The organism is Planktothrix paucivesiculata PCC 9631 (genome assembly GCF_900009265.2).
GTDB classification, from domain to species: Bacteria; Cyanobacteriota; Cyanobacteriia; order Cyanobacteriales; family Microcoleaceae; genus Planktothrix; species Planktothrix paucivesiculata.
The window spans coordinates 68,186-89,985 of record NZ_LR735016.1 but is presented as its reverse complement, the minus strand read 5'-3'; the positions used below and the strand labels follow the sequence as shown (position 1 = coordinate 89,985).

Annotated in this window: 14 protein-coding genes, 2 tRNA genes, 2 rRNA genes and 1 pseudogene (1 of these 19 cut by a window edge); 6 read left to right on the top strand and 13 right to left on the bottom strand. The window is 41.8% G+C overall.

Features of this window, described 5'->3' with window-relative positions; all coding sequences use genetic code 11:
* From PL9631_RS13445 to PL9631_RS13410, 8 genes and pseudogenes are all read right to left on the bottom strand, one after another.
* Positions 1–959, bottom strand: a 23S ribosomal RNA gene (locus tag PL9631_RS13445); it reaches 1,928 nt to the left of the window's first position.
* Between the two features lie 208 nt (positions 960–1,167).
* Positions 1,168–1,240: transfer RNA gene (locus PL9631_RS13440), tRNA-Ala, on the bottom strand.
* Positions 1,241–1,252: 12 nt separating this feature from the next.
* A tRNA-Ile gene (locus PL9631_RS13435) sits at positions 1,253–1,326 on the bottom strand.
* Positions 1,327–1,442: 116 nt separating this feature from the next.
* Positions 1,443–2,933, bottom strand: a 16S ribosomal RNA gene (locus tag PL9631_RS13430).
* The 16S and 23S rRNA genes sit together here with 2 tRNA genes alongside, the layout of an rRNA operon.
* A gap of 288 nt (positions 2,934–3,221) precedes the next feature.
* Positions 3,222–4,478 (bottom strand): ergothioneine biosynthesis protein EgtB, encoded by a 1,257-nt coding sequence (gene egtB / locus PL9631_RS13425; RefSeq protein ID WP_083621057.1) that lies wholly within the window; start codon positions 4,476–4,478, stop codon positions 3,222–3,224.
* A complete protein-coding gene (egtC, locus tag PL9631_RS13420; protein WP_083621056.1) occupies positions 4,450–5,241 on the bottom strand; it encodes an ergothioneine biosynthesis protein EgtC in 792 nt (263 codons plus the stop codon). Before egtC ends, egtB begins: the two co-directional genes overlap by 29 nt.
* A 165-nt stretch (positions 5,242–5,406) precedes the next feature.
* Positions 5,407–5,673, bottom strand: coding sequence for a hypothetical protein (locus PL9631_RS13415; protein WP_083621054.1), 267 nt, complete (start codon positions 5,671–5,673; stop codon positions 5,407–5,409).
* A 420-nt stretch (positions 5,674–6,093) separates the two neighbouring features.
* Positions 6,094–6,898: pseudogene (locus PL9631_RS13410) on the bottom strand (transposase).
* Between the two features lie 147 nt (positions 6,899–7,045).
* Between PL9631_RS13410 and PL9631_RS13405 the strand changes: the two are divergent.
* The 4 genes from PL9631_RS13405 (at position 7,046) to PL9631_RS13390 (ending at position 10,130) form a co-directional block, all read left to right on the top strand.
* The gene (locus PL9631_RS13405) at positions 7,046–7,579 is read left to right on the top strand and encodes an RDD family protein (protein WP_083621053.1); all 534 of its coding nucleotides are present in this window, start codon (positions 7,046–7,048) and stop codon (positions 7,577–7,579) included.
* A 39-nt stretch (positions 7,580–7,618) separates the two neighbouring features.
* The gene (gene rpmG / locus PL9631_RS13400) at positions 7,619–7,807 is read left to right on the top strand and encodes a 50S ribosomal protein L33 (protein ID WP_071782501.1); all 189 of its coding nucleotides are present in this window, start codon (positions 7,619–7,621) and stop codon (positions 7,805–7,807) included.
* A gap of 83 nt (positions 7,808–7,890) precedes the next feature.
* Positions 7,891–8,106, top strand: coding sequence for a 30S ribosomal protein S18 (gene rpsR / locus PL9631_RS13395; RefSeq protein ID WP_026788747.1), 216 nt, complete (start codon positions 7,891–7,893; stop codon positions 8,104–8,106).
* Between the two features lie 8 nt (positions 8,107–8,114).
* Entirely contained in the window at positions 8,115–10,130 is a 2,016-nt protein-coding gene (locus tag PL9631_RS13390; protein ID WP_083621052.1) for a ribonuclease catalytic domain-containing protein, read from the top strand.
* A 133-nt stretch (positions 10,131–10,263) separates the two neighbouring features.
* Here the strand turns inward: PL9631_RS13390 and PL9631_RS13385 are convergent, their stop codons facing one another.
* Both PL9631_RS13385 and PL9631_RS13380 read right to left on the bottom strand, forming a co-directional pair.
* On the bottom strand, positions 10,264–15,312 hold the full coding sequence (locus tag PL9631_RS13385) for an nSTAND1 domain-containing NTPase (RefSeq protein ID WP_197046368.1): 5,049 nt from the start codon (positions 15,310–15,312) through the stop codon (positions 10,264–10,266).
* Positions 15,313–15,426: 114 nt separating this feature from the next.
* A complete protein-coding gene (locus PL9631_RS13380; protein ID WP_083621049.1) occupies positions 15,427–15,684 on the bottom strand; it encodes a hypothetical protein in 258 nt (85 codons plus the stop codon).
* Between the two features lie 457 nt (positions 15,685–16,141).
* Here PL9631_RS13380 and PL9631_RS13375 point away from each other — a divergent pair, with 457 nt between their 5' ends.
* Together PL9631_RS13375 and PL9631_RS13370 are read left to right on the top strand one after the other, a co-directional pair.
* Positions 16,142–18,028, top strand: a complete 1,887-nt coding sequence (locus PL9631_RS13375) for an ArsA family ATPase (protein WP_231516723.1) — start codon at positions 16,142–16,144, stop codon at positions 18,026–18,028.
* A 24-nt stretch (positions 18,029–18,052) separates the two neighbouring features.
* On the top strand, positions 18,053–18,565 hold the full coding sequence (locus PL9631_RS13370) for a hypothetical protein (RefSeq protein ID WP_083621046.1): 513 nt from the start codon (positions 18,053–18,055) through the stop codon (positions 18,563–18,565).
* Positions 18,566–18,578: 13 nt separating this feature from the next.
* Here PL9631_RS13370 and PL9631_RS13365 read toward each other — a convergent pair whose 3' ends face one another.
* From PL9631_RS13365 to PL9631_RS13355, 3 genes are all read right to left on the bottom strand, one after another.
* On the bottom strand, positions 18,579–19,613 hold the full coding sequence (locus tag PL9631_RS13365) for a phosphotransferase (protein ID WP_083621045.1): 1,035 nt from the start codon (positions 19,611–19,613) through the stop codon (positions 18,579–18,581).
* A gap of 417 nt (positions 19,614–20,030) precedes the next feature.
* A complete protein-coding gene (locus tag PL9631_RS13360; protein WP_083621043.1) occupies positions 20,031–21,179 on the bottom strand; it encodes an ABC transporter ATP-binding protein in 1,149 nt (382 codons plus the stop codon).
* 34 nt (positions 21,180–21,213) lie between these two features.
* Positions 21,214–21,786, bottom strand: a complete 573-nt coding sequence (locus tag PL9631_RS13355) for an HD domain-containing protein (protein WP_083621042.1) — start codon at positions 21,784–21,786, stop codon at positions 21,214–21,216.
* Between the last annotated feature and the right edge of the window lie 14 nt (positions 21,787–21,800).

Here is a 21,800-nt window from a genome sequence, read left to right as displayed (position 1 = left end):
TTGCTCTTCCTCTGGGTATTCAGAGTTTGTCTCGATTTGGTACCGCTCTCGCAGCCCGCACCGAAACAGTGCTTTACCCCCCAGATTTTTCCGCAACCGCTGTGCCTCAACACATTTCGGGGAGAACCAGCTAGCTCCGGGTTCGATTGGCATTTCACCCCTAACCACACCTCATCCGCCGATTTTTCAACATCGGTCGGTTCGGACCTTCAATTGGTTTTACCCAAGCTTCATCCTGGACATGGTTAGATCACCCGGGTTCGGGTCTAAAAACAATGACGACTTCGCCCTCTTCAGACTCGCTTTCGCTTGGGCTGCGACATTTTCTGTCTTAACCTGCCATTGCCTTTAACTCGCCGGCTCATGCTTCAACAGGCACGCGGTCATCCGTTAAATCGGACTCCCACTGCTTGTAAGCTGACGGTTTCAGGTTCTATTTCACTCCCCTTCCGGGGTTCTTTTCACCTTTCCCTCACGGTACTGTTTCTCTATCGGTCACACAGGAGTATTTAGCCTTACCTCGTGGTCGAGGCGGATTCACACGGACTTTCACGGGCTCCGTGCTACTCGGGATTCAGCTAGGCTCTTTGAGTTTTCGACTACAGGACTTTCACCTTCTCTGGTGCAGGTTTCATCTGCTTTGTCTAACTCTCTAAGTCCAGTGTCGCTGTCCCACTACCCCAATCGGTAAACCGACTGGTTTAGGCTGTTTCCCTTTCGCTCACCACTACTCGGGAAATCGCTTTTGCTTTCTTTTCCTCGGGCTACTAAGATGTTTCAGTTCGCCCGGTTCGCTCATGCCCACCTATTTGATTCAGTGGGCTGTTTTTGGGTTGCCCCATTCGGACACCTCCGGCTCGTCGCTCGCTTCCAGCTCCCCGGAGTTTATCGTCGGTCGCCACGTCCTTCTTCGCCTCTGTGTGCCAAGGTTTCCACCGTCAGCCCTTTCTATCTTGACCACTTTCTCTTTTTTCGAGAATTTCTGTTCGTTTCCGAACTCCTGAACACCAGAACTTTTCCGGGTTTATTATTCCCGGTTCTGGTTTCATTCTTGATCCCTTTTGATTCTTCTATGCAGTTTTCAAGGTTCTGGCTGGAACTTTTCCCAGCATTTACTCTTTCTTCTCGGAAAGCTGTAGTGCTGATTGGTTCTAGGAATATTTTCAGTGGAGGTAAGCGGACTCGAACCGCTGACATCTGCCTTGCAAAGGCAGCGCTCTACCAACTGAGCTATACCCCCACATTTTTTAGGTGGGCCATCCTGGACTTGAACCAGGGACCTCACCCTTATCAGGGGTGCGCTCTAACCACCTGAGCTAATAGCCCTTTTTCCGAACTTGAGATACGTTTGAAAGTCTCTTTTTTCCTAGCACGACCTGGGATGACTTTTGAGGGTGCTGTATTTTTGGATTGGGCACTCGACTCAAAAGTAGGTCTCCCTAAAAGGAGGTGATCCAGCCACACCTTCCGGTACGGCTACCTTGTTACGACTTCACCCCAGTCATCAACCCCGCCTTCGGCACCCTCCCCCCTTGCGGGTTAGAGTAATGACTTCGGGCGTGGCTCACTTCCATGGTGTGACGGGCGGTGTGTACAAGGCCCGGGAACGGATTCACCGCAGTATGCTGACCTGCGATTACTAGCGATTCCTCCTTCATGCAGGCGAGTTGCAGCCTGCAATCTGAACTGTGCCAGGGTTTAAGAGGTTCGCTCTCCCTCGCGGGTTGGCTGCTCTCTGTCCCTCGCATTGTAGTACGTGTGTCGCCCAGGACGTAAGGGCCATGCTGACTTGACGTCATCCTCACCTTCCTCCGGTTTGTCACCGGCAGTCTCGCTAGAGTTCCCAACTTAATGATGGCAACTAACGACGAGGGTTGCGCTCGTTGCGGGACTTAACCCAACATCTCACGACACGAGCTGACGACAGCCATGCAGCACCTGTCTTCTGGTTCCTTACGGCACTCCCACCTTTCAGCAGGATTCCAGAGATGTCAAGTCCTGGTAAGGTTCTTCGCGTTGCATCGAATTAAACCACATACTCCACCGCTTGTGCGGGCCCCCGTCAATTCCTTTGAGTTTCACACTTGCGTGCGTACTCCCCAGGCGGGAAACTTAACGCGTTAGCTTCGGCACGGCCCGGGTCGATACAGGCCACACCTAGTTTCCATCGTTTACCGCTAGGACTACTGGGGTATCTAATCCCATTCGCTCCCCTAGCTTTCGTCCCTCAGTGTCAGTTATAGCCCAGCAGAGCGCCTTCGCCACCGGTGTTCTTCCTGATCTCTACGCATTTCACCGCTACACCAGGAATTCCCTCTGCCCCTACTACACTCTAGTCTTCCAGTTTCCACTGCCTTTACGAAGTTAAGCCTCGCTCTTTAACAGCAGACTTGAATGACTACCTACGGACTCTTTACGCCCAATCATTCCGGATAACGCTTGCATCCCCCGTATTACCGCGGCTGCTGGCACGGAGTTAGCCGATGCTTTTTCCTCAGGTACCGTCATTTTGTTCTTCCCTGAGAAAAGGGGTTGACAATCCAAGAACCTTCCTCCCCCACGCGGTCTTGCTCCGTCAGGCTTTCGCCCATTGCGGAAAATTCCCCACTGCTGCCTCCCGTAGGAGTCTGGGCCGTGTCTCAGTCCCAGTGTGGCTGATCATCCTCTCAGACCAGCTACTGATCGTCGCCTTGGTAAGCCTTTACCTTACCAACTAGCTAATCAGACGCAAGCCCCTCTCTAGGCGATAAATCTTTTACCTTTCGGCTCATCCGGGTTTAGCAGTCGTTTCCAACTGTTGTCCCCGTCCTAGAGGCAGGTTCTTACGTGTTACTCACCCGTCCGCCACTAAATCCCGAAGGATTCCGTTCGACTTGCATGTGTTAAGCAGACCGCCAGCGTTCATCCTGAGCCAGGATCAAACTCTCCATTTTGAAGAATCTGTTAGCTCTTCTCTTGACTAATTTAATTAGTCATGTTATTTTTTGAGTCATCAACTTTACAGTTGACTCCTCGTTTAGTTTTTTGACTAGGAGTTTGTAAATTCGACTTTCAAACGTATTCTTTTTTCTAGGTTCGGCGCGCTCTCGTTGCTTTCGTTTCTCGAGCGCATTTACCAATGTATCTAACCTCGCCAGCTTTGTCAAGCTTTTTGCCAAAAAAATTTTTTTCCTAATCAAAATCGCCTTTCTAGCCAATTTCGGTTGGGTGGGTCTGGAACATTAATTGGACGCACAACGAAATCCAGCAAAAATTTGTCGGACATGGGGGTGATACCAATTGCGGAAGCTAGACCGCATAGCCCAGGAGCGGGTTCCGCAACTTCCACCTTTGAGAACTTGGTGTTGACCATCAAAGTAAATTTGTGAATATCCTGTGTAGGGATAGGGCTGAAATCCTTCGTAGCGGTTAAACCAACTGGCTGTCCACTCCCAAACGTTACCTAGGGTGTCGTATAAACCGTAGGGACTGACACTATCGGGATAGAAATTGACTGGGGTGGTGCATAGTTGGACTTGATCACAATTAGATAATTCTGGACTGGGTTCTGCTTCGCCCCAAGGATAGAAATGTTGGGTTTGAGTAGAGGAATTCCAAGAGGCTGCTTTTTCCCATTCTGCCTCGGTGGGTAATCGCTGGCCCACGAAGTTACAATAGGCTTGGGCTTCATACCAACTCACCCCACAAACAGGATGGTGATTATATATAGATTCATTCGACCAATAGAGGGGTTGGTTAACTGGTTTTTGTTGTAACCATTGCCAACCTTGAGTTGACCACCATTGAGGATTTTGATAACCCTGGGCTTGGATAAATTCTCGGTATTGTCCACAGGTAACGGGGTAACGCCCTATAGAATAAGTGTCTAAATAGTGCTGATGGGCGGGTTTTTCATTATCTAAGGCGTCTATGGCGTTGCTCCCCATGGTAAACTCCCCGGCGGGAATCTGAATCATTGTCGGAGATGGACTGAGTTCAGATATGGGGGGGGTTAAGTTGGGATGAGGATGAGTTGATTGATTCCGTGTGATTAACTTTTGTAGCTGCAAAACAAAAACAATAGTTTCGCTATGTTGACTTTCATGTTGTAAGAGAAACTTCCAGAGACGCTGTTGTTTTTCTAAGGGAGCATTTTCTAAATATTGGTTGACCTGGGAACGAACGGTTGCTAAATAATGATAAATTACTTCCAAAGGTGGCAAATTAACCCGTTCTGCTTTGGGTAATCCATTCGCATTAAATAGTTGATCATACTCAGGAAATAGGGGTGCAAATCCGGCACATTTTTCTAATAACCAATAGGCTTCCGTGTAAGCAATATGTCCCAGATGCCAACCAATAGGGCTAAAGTCGGGATGGGGTTGGGCGCGAAAGGTGACATCATCAATATTTTCAAAAAATTTCAGTGTTCCTTGACGACATTGATTAAAAGATTGTTTAAGACTTTCTTTAAGAGAGTTTTTCGATGTTGATCTCAAGGTTTTCTCCTATAGTAACAATACTTTGTTCTGGACAAGTATTCCATTGTGCCGGAAATAGGGGTTCGGATGCAATAATCACAGCTTGGGGAAAATTTGGGTGATTTTGTAGCCAATATAATGTGGGTGGAATAGTTCCCAATGCAAAACGGGAGGCTACCATTTGATGACCGTCAGTAATGATGATATTAATTAGGGCTTTTATGCCAGTGCTTCCTATTAATTCAGCAACAATTTTTAAGGTGTTTTTGAGGGCTGCTGCTAAGTTGAGGGTGGGGTCGGAGTATAACTCATTTAAAAATAGGGCAAAAATATGTTCGGAGTCCGTTGTCCCATCAATAAATTGGTAAATTTTATCAGACAAACGGTTACGAATTAATCGATAAAGGCTGTGACGGAAATTTTGAATATAACCATTATGAATCAATAATAAATTCTCAAAGCGAAAGGGTTGACAGTTATTATAATTAACTCCTTGACCGGGCGTAGCACTACGAACATAAGCTAGAATTTGACCTGATTCAATATAACGACTTAAATAAGGTAAATTAATATCACTCCAGATTGGTTGTATATTTCGATAGATAAAGGGTTCTGTTTCCTGTTGTGGGTGATACCATCCCAAACCAAAACCATCGGCATTTAAAAGCGCTTCTGCCATTTCACGCGGTTGATAGCTTTGAACAACTAGAGAATGTTCGGGTTGAAATAAAATTTTATCAAGTTGAATTGGTAAGCCTTGATAGCCTAAGAGACGACACATATTAATTTAATATAATTACGGTTTAGCTTCTATATTATCTATCAATTAGAACAAAAAGTAAATAACTTAAAGTTTGATAAAATAGTATTATTGATAATAACCATAACAATCAATCTGTCCTTTTGTATTGACCAGGAAAGATAATCGGATTCGTTTACTTAATATTTAGTATTCGCAGACTGAGAAGTAATTTTCGACATATTGCCAATGGTCATCACCATAGCTTTCTTTTAACAGATTTCGGGTTGCAGTTCCCAGGATTAGTTCTCCTTCGTGGGTATAGGAAATTTTATGATCCACCTGGGTTTGTTCATCGCCCAAAAGTTGTTTTAAGGTACTTAGAGTCTCGGCAAAACTTGCTAACACATGATGCTCTGTGATCCATTCTTCGGGATCGGGGATGATAGTTTTAGTCCGGTTTGGTTTTATCATGGTTATATTGAGGTAAGGCGAGGGGTTGATAAATTTTTATCTTAAAACTCAGAATATTGCTTTGATCAGTTTTGGGTTTACTTGATTCTCATCTAATTCTGACAAAAGCTCTGATAAATTTCAGTGATACTCATCGGGGAAGGATTATGATCAATTCTATCTTTTTTTGTGATATGGATCACAGAAAGCCGGGTAAGGGGAAATAGTTAACCCTTGGAGTTTAAAACTGGTTTTAAAATCTGGTGTGGAGGTTTAGCTGAATTTAAGATAACAGGACTTACGCAAGGACGCTATATATAGCGCATTATTCAAACAGAAGGGCAATATGCGTCCGGCACGCTACGCGATGGTGATGCCGCCATCTGTCGGCATCGCGCTGATAATAAAGAGAATCAATCTGTGTTTGAACTGATGAGTAAACTAAATAAAAGAAAGTTTTAGAGAGGGATGTTTAAGCTCTTGGCTCAGGTAATCTGCTAATAAACCAGCTTTTAACTGATAGACAGTTTGAGAAACTTTCTTAGCCATACGAGTCAGAAAAACCCAAACTAATAAAGCGCAAGCAATGTGGTTTTTTTGAACACTCGCTTTACGGCATTGACAAGATTCTATCCCGGTTAATTGTTTAATTTCTCGGTGGAATTCCTCAATTTTCCATCGCAGTTTACATTCAGATATGACCTCATCTATTGAAGACTGATTTAAATCATTTGTAGCTACATATTCCGTTCTGTTGGCAGAAACAGTCACCCGAAATAGTTTGACCTTTTTATATGAGGGGAATTTATTTATTTTGATTAGCTTTCCCTGTTTTTCTTCAATTTCAGACCACATTAACTGTTCAATAGGCTGATATTTTTTTTGACCTCCTGTATCATCAACCAGCCGGTTTTTTTTGAGCGGAACATAATAAATTTTCCCTAAATTATCAATCAAAGCCATTAACTTTTGCGCTGCATATATATTGACGGCGGACAAGTTCAATTTTTGAGGAAAATCTTTTATCGAGTACCGTATCATCAAAAACCAAACAAGCTTCCGGATGGCTCTGAAGTTCTGAATGCACTTTTTCCCAAATCACTTCGGGTGTTAAGTTTTCTGAATTCAAGTAACGATTAATTGTATCATGGCTAAACTCTTGAATATGTGCAGCAAAGTTAGTTAGAGTATAGTTGATTTGGCTACTCAGGAGATATTGGCAATAGTCTAGATAATTAATGCTCATATTTTTAGGCATGAATTCTGATGCCATTTTAACATTCATTATTATCCGTTTCGAGATTTCTTTTGGGCCAGCGATCGCTAACTCCTTAGTACGCTACATATAGCGTCACTGCGTAAGTCCTGAGTATGTTCAAAAATTCAACTGCCTATGAGTCCTGATTTAGTCGCTTTACCTGATCATAAAGTTCCCACCTGGCGGCGTTGTGCCGCATTAGGGGTGGATTTCTGTCTGATTGGATTACTTTGTTCATCTATCGGGGCTCAGGGGGTGACTCTATTTTTCTTATTTATGATCGGTTGGTTGACCTGCCGTGTTGTGGTGGTATCTAAGAACCAAGGACAGAGTTTCGGACGATGGGCCTTTGATATTCGAGTGGTTGATTCCCAACGGAACCGAACTCCTCGGCTTTTAGAACTGCTAAAACGAGAGACGTTTATAGGAATAGGTGCTTTTCTGTTGCTCCTGAGTTTAGGAAGTTTAACCGCAGGAAATGCCGGGATTTTATTATTAATGCTTCCAATTGTATTGGACTGTGGAGCCGTGCTATTTGATACCAGTCGTCATCCCCAAACTGTTCATGACCGAATTGGACAAACTATTGTGATTGGGAGCAGACGCGGTTATTCTCTGGATGTTAAAATTCGCCATTTGATTGACAAAGTGAAACGAGAGATGAAATAATAAATATTTGTGCTTAAATAATCACAACTGTTTACGATTATGGCTAAAGGTGTTCGCCTCGTTATTACTGTCGAATGTACGGAGTGCCGTACAAATACTGATAAACGCTCTCAGGGGGTTTCTCGGTATACCACAACCAAAAACCGCCGGAACACGACAGGACGTTTAGAACTTAAAAAGTTTTGTCGCCACTGCAACAAACATACGGTTCACAAAGAAATTAAGTAATTGCCAGCAGAAGTGTCCATTCCCTGAACACTGAAGGCAACCCTTAAATCAAGTTTAACAATTTATAGAGGATCGATTTCAGCATGACCTACTTCCGTCGCCAAGTTTCTCCGATCAAACCCGGAACTCCCATCGATTATAAAGATATCGAACTGTTGCGGAAATTTGTTACAGAACGTGGTAAAATTCTACCCCGTCGAATTACCGGACTCACCTGCAAACAGCAGCGAGATCTAACCCAAGCGATCAAACGGGCTAGAATTCTAGCGATGTTGCCTTTTGTCAATAAGGAAGGCTAATTTTATCTGTGGAAAAGGGTACTCTGATTGAGCTTAGATTAAACGGGGAGCGTCGTCTCGCCGTTACGGATCGACCTGAAGGTAAAAAGCACTGGGTCGTTATTGATGAAAACCTCCTAGCTCATACGATTCACCCGCGGCAAATTGCTTATGAGGTAACGGGGGCTACATACAAACCTGCGGATATCCGGGCGTTTACTAAAGAATTGCAGCCTTATCTTGATCCGTCAAGTTTGGAGGTGGCTTGGGAAATTTTAGTGGAGCAAGGAGAAACCGTAGACCCGAAAGGAATGGCTCTGCTTTTATTTTCTGAGCAGAGTCCGCCTCAGTGTTATGCCAGTTATGTGCTGTTGTCGAATGATAAACTCTACTTCAAACAGAAGGGTGAACGCTACGAACCTCGCTCTCCTGGCCAAGTTGCGGAAATCAAACATCAACAGGACGTTGAGGAGCAAAAGCAACGGGACGTTCAAGAATATTGGCGGCGGGTGGAAAAGAGACTAGCGGGGGTCGTGGTAGAATGGCAAAATAGTGATCGTAGCCGTTTGGATGCGTTAGAGCGTTTGGCGCTGTATGGAGAAGAAGCTTCCCATGTTGCACCTGCTTTAGAAACTTTGGCAACCTTGGAACGTTCTCAAACGCCCCAAGCTGCCTTGCAATTGTTAGTAGACTTAGGGATATGGGGTCTGCATGAAAACCTCTCCCTACGTCGAAGTCAAATTCCTACCCAATTCTCAACTCAAGTGCTTGAAGTGGCTCGACGTTGCTTAGATTCTCCCCCGCCTGATCCTGATTCGGATCGCTTAGATCTGACTCATCTTAAGGTCTATACGATTGATGATGAGAGTACCCGTGAGATTGATGATGGTTTGAGTTTAGAGATGTTGGGGGATGGACGACGACGGATTTGGATTCATATTGCTGATCCAACTCGTTTGCTTTCTCCTGGAGATGAACTAGACTTAGAAGCTCGTCGCCGGACAACAACGGTTTATCTCCCTACCGGAATGGTTCCGATGTTCCCCTCGGAATTGGCAACCGGGCCAATGAGTCTAATTCAAGGCCAAGTCTGTTGTGCTTTGAGTTTTGGTGTAATTCTGGATGAAACGGGTGGGGTACAGGATTATAGTATTCATGTCAGTAATATTAAACCGACCTATCGCCTCACCTACGATGATGTGGATGAGATGTTGCAAATTGGCATCCAGGCAGAACCAGAAATTGATGCTTTATCGATGTGGGCAAAACGTCGTAAGGAATGGCGAAATGCCAATGGGGCGATTAGTATTTATATGCCCGAGTCGCTGATTAAGGTGAATGGGGAAGAAATCAGTATTACGGTTTTAGAGGATTCTCCTTCTCGCCAGATGGTGGCGGAAATGATGATTTTAACTGGGGAAGTGGCGGCTCGTTATGGTCAAACCCATAATTTACCGTTACCCTATCGCAGTCAACCCCAACCGGAGTTACCGCCGGAGGAGGAGTTGATGCAACTACCACCGGGGGCAGTCAGAGCTTGTACGATGCGGCGTTATATGCCTCGGAGTGAGGTGGGTTTGACTCCTTCGCGCCATGCGAGTTTGGCACTGGAAACTTATATTCAGGTGACATCGCCAATTCGTCGTTATAGTGATTTATTGGCTCATTTTCAAATTAAAGCCCATCTGCGAGGTGAAACCCTGCCTTTTGCCGTAGAAGATATGCAGGCTATTGTGATGAGTTTAGGGCCGGCGGTGAAGGAAGCATCCAAAGTAGAACGGGAAACAAATCGTTATTGGAGTTTGGAATTTTTGCGCCGGAATAGCGATGAAATTTGGCAAGCTACAATGTTGCGATGGCTGCGGGAAGATGCCAATTTAGGGTTAGTCTTTTTAGAGGAGTTAGCCTTAGAGTTACCGATGCGATTTAGTCGGGCGGTGGAAGTTGGAGAACAGTTTGAGGTGAAAGTGAGTCATGTTGATCCCCGTATGGATATGATTCAATTTCAGGAGATTATTAGTTCTACTGCTTCATCTGTTATGTAGAAATTTAAGGGTAAAACATAGGTGGGGGTGTCAGTTAAGAGTCAACCTTCACCTATTTTTGTTGATTAATAATTCACAAATAATTGATAATTGATAATTGATAATTGATTTGTATTTTTCCCTTCCTCCTGTTTCATCGAGGATAATCACATAAATCCTGGTTGTGTCCCTCCAATTGTGTAGGGTTGGTGGTGAGATAGTTGTGAAGCCAGGTACAAGTCTGCTGCATTTGGCGGTTTAAGTCTAAATTTTCTAAACTGCCAAGAATAACCGTTCCATTATCGTTAGCAATGGCGAGAATGCTGGCATTTCCCGGACTAAAACTAACACTATTGACAAAATCATTTTGCTGTAAAACAATTAAAGGTTGAACCGAGTCACAATTTGATTCGTCCCAAAGACTATCCTGAATCTGCCACAGTCTGACTTTTTTATCATTACTGACCGTTGCTAAAATTTGCTCCTGGGGATTATAGCTTAAACCCTGTACCGCCGCATTATGTCCCAATAGACAAGAGCCACGGGGTTTTTTGCCCTGAATTTTCCAAAGCCTGACGTTTCTATCTTCAGTGACGGCGATTTGCGAAGAATTGCCTAAAAAAGCGATATTACCCACCGCACTCTCCGAGGGCAATTCTAAAGTGGGTTGCCATTGTTTGCCCTGTTTAGCCCATAGGGTAGTCCCGTTATGGGGGAGTGCGATTGAACTTTTGAGCGAATGGGCAGATGTGGCCAAGATCTGACCATCCGGGCTAAAGCGGACATCCCAAACTTCATCTTGATGAACTAAGGAGGTGATGAGTTGTCCTTGTTTGTTCCACAGTTTAACGGTTTTATCTGCACTGGCGCTGGCTAAAGTTTGACCGTCCGGGCTAAAGGTCACGGCTTTAATATCTTGAGTATGACCGGACAGTGATTGTAACAACTGACCCTGTTTTGTCCAAAGGCGCAGAATTTTGTCCTCACTGGCCGTGGCAATTTCTTGACCATTGGGATTAAATATTACCCAATTGACTAGGCTAGGATGGGGTAAGCTCAAATACGGTTTTGAGGAGTATTCCAACGATGGTTTCCGCCCCCATAATTTCACGGTTTTGTCTGCACTGGCACTGGCTAAGGTTTGACCATCGGGACTAAAACTCACACTCAATACGGCGGCGGTATGACCCTGTAAGGTTGTATTCAAGGGATCTCGACTCCGATCCCAGAGGCGGGCGGTGGTATCGGCGCTGACGGAGACTAAGGTTTGACCATCGGGACTAAATTCCACACCCCAAATACTGTCTCGATGCCCAATAAAGGTTTTGAGTAATACCCCGTTCAAATTCCAGAGTTTGGCTGTGCGGTCACTGCTACCACTGAGTAAAAATTGACCATCGGGACTAAAATTGACCGTTAAAATATTATCGTTATGACCCTTAACCGGAACTTTAATTTCTTTGCCAGTTTCTGTGTTCCAGAGTTTCAGGGTGCGATCACCACTGGCGGAAACCAGTTGTTTACCATTGGGACTGAAATCGATAGCAAAAATTGGTTGAGGATGGGCTTTAATCGTGCGAATTAATCGGCCATCAATTGACCAAAATCTAATTTCTCCATCGTTACTACAACTGGCAATGATTTCACCATTGGGACTAAATTCTGCATCCAAAACAAAATCCGTATGACCTTTAAATTCACGAATTAAAGTTCCGTCTAAGCCCCATATTTTAATGGTTTGATCGTAACTAGAGGTGATAATTTTTTTGCCATCGGGACTAAAATTAATACTATTAATCACATTCCGATGTCTCATGAGACGATGGGAAAGACGAGTTCCCGTGGTTGTCCAGAGGAAGACTTGATTTTGATCCGGGTTCGCGGGATTTGCTGTAGCGGTAGCAATGATTTTCCCATCGGGACTATAACGAACGGCTTTAATCCGAGTTTCATGGGGAAATTGGGTATCTGTGGTGAGTAACTTGCCATCAATACTCCAAATTTTTAGCTTCTGATCATTCCCAACCGTGGCAATTTGTTGACCGTCGGGACTAAAACTCACCCCTAAAACTCCTGCGGTATGACCCTCCAAACGATTTTTTTCTTGACTTCCTGAAATCATCTGCATTAACCCATGGGCAATTTCGGTTTTTGTGGCTTCTGGAGCTTTTGTTTTCAGGATGTTTTGACCAATTTGGACAGTGGTTTTTAATATTCCTAATTGATCTTGCTGATCCGCTAATAAGAGGGCATTTTTAGCCGAACTTAGGGCTTGAATTCTGGCTTTAACTTCATTTTGCCCATTAACATAGAACATCCCGGCAACACCAATCACAACCGCCCCTATAAACAATCCCAGGTATCGTTCTAAACGGCGATTTTTGGCCTCCGCTTGGTGGCGTTTTTCCTGTTCTTCTGAAAGTTTTTGACCCATTTCTTTCTCTTGAATGAGTTGGGCTTTTTCTTGCTGCAATTTGGTGATTACTTCTTCTTGTTCATTTCTATTCTGTCGGCGAATAAATCCCGCCAAGTAATCATGCACCAATTGATAAAATTCTCCTGTAGCCCCAATATCTCGATAGACTAATCCAGACTTTTCTAAAATATAAAGGATAGTATCTAACGGGCCTATCACCTGCTCTCGATGTAATTTTTGTTTTAACTCCTCAGCTAATTCCAGGCGTGTTTTTAAAGGGCGGGTATCATTTTCATCGGTTAACGCATATAAAACAACACGAGCCGTTGCCTCGTTTTCTGGGCCACAATCCTGAATTACTTCTTCTAAAAACCGCTCAACTAATTTTTGTTTAGGGCCTTGTTGATGATACTTTTCTAAAGTAGTAATATTTTCGGCTTGTAGTTGAGTCCCCACCACTTGTAATTCAATGGGACGAACCTCTCCAGCTTCTCCTGCTAAATCCTGAACCAAGGCTTCAATTAAGGGATCTTCCAAATAAAAATGGGCGCGGTCGGTCAAACTCTTGATTACGTTCTGGGCTTCTTTTTTGCTGAAATTTCCCAAATAAAATAAAATGTCTTTACTTAAAATATCATTATTAATAGCTTCCAAATCAACCTGGCGGGTTCCTTCTAGTAAATAATGCAAATAATCTTCCCGCAATGAAATAACAATTTTCACAAACGGCAGATTTAAAGCATCTTGTAAAAACTCAAAAAATAGTCTTTGTAATCTTAGAGACTCAACAAAAAATAATTCTTCAAATTGATCAAAAATTAATACGGTCAATAAATTTTGTTTGGCGTTGTTTTTGAGTTGTTCAATGACTCTAACTAAAATCTCAGTAGGATCTTGATTTTCCGGTTCTTCCTGGGTTTCCCCATACAAGTCACTTTCTAAAGTTAAAGGTATGGTCACGGCCGAATTTTCCAAACCTCGGTTTAATAGTTTTTGTTCTAATTCATGCAGTAAAAAATTGTAGGTTTTAATCACAATTGGAATACTAATCCGCGCATCAATAATTTTTTGTTGTAAAGCGGGAACTAATCCGGCTCTCAAAATTGAGCTTTTTCCTACGCCAGATTGACCATAAATAACCGTTAATTTATGATAACTACTCGCCATCCTTTGTAATAGATGTTTAATGGCTTCTTCCCGTCCTGAAGCGGTGATTTCATCGGTAAAATTAGCATTAATTTCACTGGGATTTAAGGTGGAAGTCAGGACTTGTTTGCGAGGTTGTAATCGTCCGGCTCCCACAAAGGCATTATAACCATAGGCACTCGATTGATTGCGATATTCTTCTTTAATTTTAAAGGCTTCTTGATAATCTCCTAATTCAAAATAAAGACGGTTTAAGTTCTGCAAAATTTGCAGATATAACCAAATTAAATTGACGGTTAAAAGGGTCTTCTTGATCGTCGCCGATGCTGCTTCTAATTGTTCAATTGCAACCCATTTTAATCCCTGCTTTTCTAACGTTTGTGCTAAAATATATAAAAAGAAACTCTTTAACTGGTCAATCCAAGGATTATCGGGATTTATCTTCGCTTCTAAAACCAAAGTTTCTAAGGCAACATTTGCTAATTCTTGAGCATTTTGCCAGTCGTGGTTTTGGAGAGCGACATTAGCTAAAAATCCATAATCCTGGGCGAGTGGAATTAGAAAATCATCGCCTAATTCGTGATGTAGTTTGCGACCTTTTAAAGCCAGTTTTTCGAGACTTTTCCAGTCTTTTAAATGGATAAAAACTTCTCCAATTTTATTTAAAAACTTAGCTACTAAATCTTGACGTTGGGCGGCTTCAAACTTTTGAATAGACTGATACAGGGCATCTTTAGCTTGTCTCCATTCCCGTTCACCATTGGAGTCACGATGTTGTTCAGCTAAATAACACCAACATAAGCCAATATGAAATAATATTAATCCTTCCCATAACAAAAGATTAGAACAATCTTCTGTTATCGGCACAATTCCAGGCTTAACAAGGATAGGTTTCTGAGTCGCGGGGTACTGGTTCCAAAATCTCAAGGCTTGTTGATATTGTTGCAAAGCCAGAGTCACCTGCTGATTTGTATAAAAATAGCGACCATAAACCCATTTTAACTTAGCTTCTAAAACGGGATCAATGGGGGTTTCGCGTTTTTTTAAATCCTCATAAGCGGCTTGAAGTTCACTTCCAGATTTTGAGCCTAAAATACTAGCCGTCGGTAAAAATCGTTCTGAACCTGCGTTTAAAACCGTTGTAAAAACGGATGAAACTCTTGCTTCTAAAAATTCAATTAATTCATCGGAACTGAGTAAGAACTCATAGGTGGTTGCCCAACTGGTAAAATCGGGAGCATTGCGATTGAGTTTTTTCCATAATTTATCATTAATCCATAAAACTAAAGGAAAGGGAAAATTACGAAAAGCCTCCCTCACCAAATTAGCAGACTCTAAAACTTCATCAATAGCAACAACGGATTCTAACCCATAAACCATTAAAACCGAAGGATAATTAGGCCCTAGTTCGGCTTTAATGGAACCATATAAGGTTTGACTCCCAGGAGCTAACTTCAATTGGTGCAGGGTCAGGGAACATTCTTCCTGAAGTTGGGCGACCATTCTTTCCCGCAAACTTTCATAATTGCAGCGCAATAGCAACAACGAAAAACTCCCTTGCATTTTCGTGATAGCTCTGGCTAAGGTACGAATTTGCTGCTGATTATGGCTGATGGTATCGTTTACGGGATAAGCTGCCATCCTTATGAATCTCCTTGACGGGGTGATCATCCGACGGTTATGGGGAAATCGGCTACGACCGCCTTCGGTCTCGATTATAACTTAAACCCCCTGACACTTATCTGGTGTATTCCTCTATTCTATGTGGCTGATTCCTCCTTCCCTGCCATAACATAAACCACTGGTGTCGCAAGCAATGTCCCGTCTAACGTTAGGGTTAGTGAATATGGATTTTCCCATACCCGGTGAGATGACGTCAGAAGTCGAGGGCTCAAACCCGTCATGACTTAAACTGGTTCCTTGGGAGTCGGCAAAACTGGGGGTGGCATTGATCACACCGACTAAGGATAATGTGATGATTAAAATATATTTTTTTCCGAGGTTGGTAAACATAATATTGAGCTCCTAATTAATTTCTAAGTTAGTAATTGATGGTTTGATCTAGGAAAAACGGGGTAATGATTTTGACTTCATATTTAGACTGATTGATTGATTCGGTATGTTCCCTGGAGTTCAACTTCAGGGGTGAAACCGCCCGATGACTCTTTAATCATCTAAAATCAAGAGGGTTTTAGGCTTGATTGCTGTGACACTTTAATTCTCAGTTGACTTCAAATGGTGGAATATCAAGGTTTTTGGGATCGTCCCAAAGGTCTAGTCCGACTGGTTAATAGTTCAACCTGTGGTTATGGGAGATCGGTAGCTAGACTTTCTGTAATGGGTATAACACTTTAGCAACTGACACAAGGGCTTCAAGACTTCAATTGATTTAACTTGGCAGATTAGGGGCTTTTGATGGAGAGCTACAATACTAAGTATAGCAAATTCTAGTTAATTTAGCATAAATTTGATGTTTAATTCTAATACTCTTAGTCTAGCTTTATTCAGTGGAAAAGGAGGTGTGGGAAAGACCACCCTTTCCTGTGGGTTTGCCCTCAAGTGGGCGAAACAATTTCCCAATGAACAAATTTTACTCATTTCCACCGATCCCGCCCATTCCTTGGGAGATATTTTACAAATTACGGTAACGGATCAGGCGGAATTGATTGAAAATTTTCCTAATTTAAAAGTTCGAGCTATAGAATCTGAAAAGTTATTAACGGTGTTCAAAACTCGTTATGGTGCGGTCTTAGAATTGTTAGTAGAACGGGGTAGTTTTGTTGAAGGCGAAGATTTAACTCCGGTTTGGGATTTAGACTGGCCGGGAATTGATGAATTAATGGGTTTATTAGAAATTCAACGGTTATTTCATGACCAAGTTGTGGATCGGGTTGTGGTTGATATGGCTCCTAGTGGTCATGCGTTAAACCTTTTAGAGTTAATGGATTTCCTAGATAATTTATTAGCATCTTTAACGTTATTTCAAGAAAAACACCGTACCATTAGTCAATCTTTTACCGGGCGTTATCAATCGGATCAAGCGGATGTTTTTTTAGAAGAAATGCAAGAAGAACTTTCTTCTGGAAGATATCGACTTCAAGATCAAGAAAAAACCGCTTGTTTTGTAGTCGCTATTCCTGAACCCATGAGTTGGTTAGAAACCCAACGATTTTTACAAGCTCTTGAAGGTCTAAAAATTCCAGTCGGGGGTTTATTCATTAATCATATTGTTTCCCAAAGTCAAAATTTAGATCGGTATCAGGAACAGCAGAAACTTCTCAAACAATTTCAGGATATTGCGGAAAATCATCCTATTTTTACAATTCCCGAAGTTTCAACAGAACCCTTGGGAACTCAAGCCTTAGAAGCCCTATTTTATCAATTTAAACCTTTAATAATATTAGAAGATTTAGAGGATAAAAATTTTATTCCCCATCAACCCTTAGAATTTTTGACTTCTTCAGCTAAATTCAGTGATTTTATTGATGAAAATAGACGGTTAATTATTGTCGGTGGGAAAGGCGGTGTGGGCAAAACAACTATTGCTGCTGCTATTGGTTGGGAAATGGCTAGGCGTTATTCCGAGCGAAAAATTCAGATGGTTTCTATTGATCCTGCCCATTCTTTAGGAGATGCTTTTGGGTTAAAATTAAGCCATGAACCCATGGCAATTACTCCTAATTTATTTGGTCAAGAAATAGACGCTGATCAAGTTTTAAATCAGTTTCGAGAAGACTACCTTTGGGAACTAGCAGAAATGATGAGTGGAGAAAAAGATGATCCCAATGCCATGTTAAAATTAGCTTATGGCCCGGAAGCCTGGCGGCGAATTGTGTCCCAATCTTTACCCGGAATTGATGAAATGTTATCCTTAGTAGAAGTCATGGATTTATTAGAAAGTAATCAACTCGATTTAATTATTTTAGATACGGCTCCTACGGGTCATTTATTAAGGTTTTTAGAAATGCCAACGGCGATGAGTGAATGGTTAGCGTGGATTTTTAAACTATGGATTAAATATCAAAATGTTTTAGGAAGAACTGAATTTATGGGACGGTTAAGAACCTTACGTCAACGGGTTGTTAAAGCTCAGAAAAAACTGCAAGATCCTAATTATACTGAATTTATTGGTGTGGTTCAAGGACAAGTTGCAATTGTGGCAGAAGCAAAAAGGTTAACGGAATCTTTAACAGAAAAGGGAATTTCTCAACGCTATATTGTTCAGAATCGCTTAGAATTAGGACAGGAATTAGTAACAGAACAATTCCCGGATCAAACCTTAATTATTTTGCCTAATCTTTCCCGTTCCGTTGAACCGATTGTCAGAATCAAAGAAGCGGCTAAAATCATATTTTAAGCACAAGTCATAGGATTTAGTTTTATGCAAAATCATCTCAAATTTATCCTGAGTATTCTAATTATTGGTAGTGGAATAACAGGTTTAATTTTTAGTTCTAATCATCTCCCTATTCCTTTTGTTATTTCTGCGAGTAGGGCTGATTATTTACCCGAAAAAGAACTGGGTTTAGGACAATTCCGTTTAGGAGATTTAGCTTCAAAATTAGATGTTTTAGGAACACCGCTTCAAATTAAAAAACACCATCCAGGTAACTATACAACCTATCGCCAACTGGTGTATCCTAATTTAACTGTGGGAGTGGGAGACGAGACAATTGCGGTTTTAACCACGACCGATCCTAATTTACCAACCCCTGATCAAGTTCGGGTGGGAGATTCTCTCAAGCAAATATTAGAGGTTTATGGAAATAAAGAACCTTATATTGATGGAGAAAACCAATTTTTGGGCTATTCATTTTCTGGAGGAAGATATCTCACCTTTAAATTAAATAGCGATCGCATTATCGAAATAAGTTGTGGATTTCTCCCCGACTAATGGTAAACTAATTTTATTGCCAATCGGGAGAATGTAAGCGTTTCAACTGTTCTAAATGTCGAGTAAAATAGCAGGAATCTAAACGGCTATAATTAAACTGCTCCGCGTTAATAATGCTAATCGTCCAAGCCCAAATATGAGCCGTTTCAGTTAATCCTTGAAGCAGACTTTTTTCTAGTTCTATTAGAGGGTTAATTTCTTCATAACCGAGCACAAAAGCCTCACGAACTTTTTTACTCAGTCCCGACTGTAATGAGACTTGTAAAAACTTAGCAATATCAAAAGATCGCCACCCATATCCACATTGATCAAAGTCAAAGAGGGTAATTTGATCATCAGTAGTGAAATGAGCATTCCCACTATGGGGATCACCCCAACAAATCCCCCATAATGGAGGAATTTTAGGTAAATTTTCCAGTTGAGTTTCGAGTTGAAAGACAACTTCTACTAAATAGTTTAAATCCTTGGGTCGATTTTTTAAATAGGGTGCAATCACCACTAAAGAACTCTCTAATAAATAATCTAAGGTTAAAGGTTGACGTTGAACCGGTGGTTTAAAATTCAAAGAAACTTGATGAATTTTAGCAACGGTTTCACCTAATTTAAAACTTTGCTTAACATTCAAATCTCCGATCGCAATTTGACCCGGAGCATTGACAAATAAAACCGCATATCTTTTTCCTTCAGGAGCATTAATTTCAATAAATAATTGTCCGTCTGTTGTTCTGATGGGATAAGCAACGGGGAGTTGATGTCGATGCAAAAAATCCAGCAATTCTACCTCAAACTTAATTTCGTCTTGACAACGCCAATGTTGATGGGAAATTCTCAAAAAATAGCGCGTTGTTTGAGTTTTTACCGAATAAACATCACTTAATCCTCGATGCCAAAATTTGCATTTTTCAATCGGATCAATGGGATAGTGATTTAAAATTTGAGTGATTAATGCTCTGATGTCTAAAGTCGAGTAACTAATCGGAAAAATATCGTACTGACTTCTAACTCCAGACTCATTCTGCTGAAGATTAGGTTGGTTTAAAAGCATCATATTGGTTTTAGGGTAGTGGGGAATTTTCCTGATTTGTAGGATAGAGGATGAGGATGAGGATTAAACAACCCACTGGTTAACGATTCCGCTTTCCCCACCAGACAACCTACGGCTTGGATAGATTAGAGATTTGTTATTCAGTATGATTCAAAATCGGGAAAATAAAATATTTTTTATTCAGAGTTTATTTTTTTTTACTAATTTAATAAAAGTCAATATTAGTTAAACTTTCTTTACTTATTTCTGGTTTTAAATTGCCAGAATTGTGCATTACTTTCCAGTATTTTCTTAATGTAAAGACCTATATTTATAAGGTAATCAGAAAAACATAATTTGTCAAGAATTTCAGTTCATTAGGATACAAAAATAAAAGCCCGGTGGTGGGTGCGACTTCGCCTGACCCACCCTAGGAATGGTTTAAGGGTAGAGAGTCTGACCCGTTGCGGAATCAAAAATTAAGATCTGGTTAAAATCTAGTTTGACCGTTAGGCGATCGCCCGGATGAATCCGATGGTGAATGGGGACTTGAAATTGAATAGAATATTGATCGGTTTGGGGGATATGGGCACGAACTAAGATTTCTCGTCCCAGGGGTTCGATCACAGTGATTTCTACCTCCAGGGGTAATTTTTCAAACGCCCAAATATCCTGCTGTAGATCATCAACAAATTGATCGGATCTGGGAAGAAGTCCTGAAGGACTTACGAATTGAATGTGTTCAGGACGAATGCCTAAATCAAATTGCTGACCGTCTTGGGGTTGTAATTTTTCTCGAATTGCAGGAGGACAAGTTAAGGATTGATTCCCTACCCAAAATAAATTATTTCCATAGGTAATGGGTAAAATATTCATGGGAGGATTGCCTAAAAAGGTGGCAACCATGCGATTTTTTGGGCGAGAATAAACAGTTTGTGGATCACCAATTTGTTGAATTTTCCCTTGATGGAGAATTACAATTTTATCGGCTAAAGTCATCGCCTCTACTTGATCATGGGTGACATAAATTGTGGTAATTTTTAAGCGATGATGCAGTTGTTTGAGTTCCGCCCGGGTATCATCTCGCAGTTGAGCATCTAAATTAGAGAGAGGTTCATCTAATAGAAATACTTTCGGTTCCCGGGCGATCGCCCGTCCTAATGCCACCCGTTGTTGTTGTCCTCCAGAAAGTTGTTTGGGTTTACGATTTAATAAATGTTCAATGGACAAAGATCGGGCGACCTGTAAAATTATTTCTTGGGTTTTGACCGGATCAATTCCCCGCATTTTCAAGCCAAAGGCTAAATTTTCTGCGACGCTTAGATGGGGATACAGGGCATAATTTTGAAAGACCATTGCCACATCCCGTTTACGGGCTGGAATTTCATTGACTAACAAATTATCAATATAAACATTGCCACTGGTTGCGGTTTCTAACCCGGCAATGGTTCTTAAAACCGTTGATTTTCCACAACCCGACGGCCCGACCAATACCCAGAATTCTCCGTCGGGAATTTCTAAATTAATATTTTCAATTGCGATCGCGGTCTGATAGCGTCGGGTGATATTTTCTAAACGAACATTTGCCATTAGTAATCCATTAAAATAGAATAAATTTTTAGGGTTAAGGATTCTGTTCAACTAACTGTTCCAGTTCAGAAACAACCCGATCTAATTCTTCAACTAAAGAAGTTGAATCGACTTGACAAAAAGCATCTATTAAGGATCGATAGTACCATAGAGTTCCTGCTTTTTTACCTGTAAATCTTTCCCATAAATCCTCGCCAATTTGACGATAATCTTTGACAATGGATTGGGCATTATAGAGTTTATCCGCCGCCGAAACTAAGCGCACCGATGGCGAAGCGTGAATGATATGGTCAATATAGGCTTGTTTTCGTTCTCTCCAAGGAGGTTTGGGAGTGATATCGGTATCGGTACAACCCTCAACAATTGTGGCGACGGTTTCCCCAAATCGATGTTGAATTTCGGCTCGAATGGTAGCACCGCCCTGATCTTCTATGGCATCATGTAAAAGGGCTGCGATCGCTTCTTCCTCGTTAGCCCCGTATTCTAAGGCAATACTAGCCACTCCTAACAGATGGGCAATATAGGGAACCTCCGAACCCTTACGAATTTGGTTGGCGTGGAGTTCGGTAGCGTAAACTAAGGCGGCGGTAAATTTGTCGGAAAGCATAATTGCGAATTCTG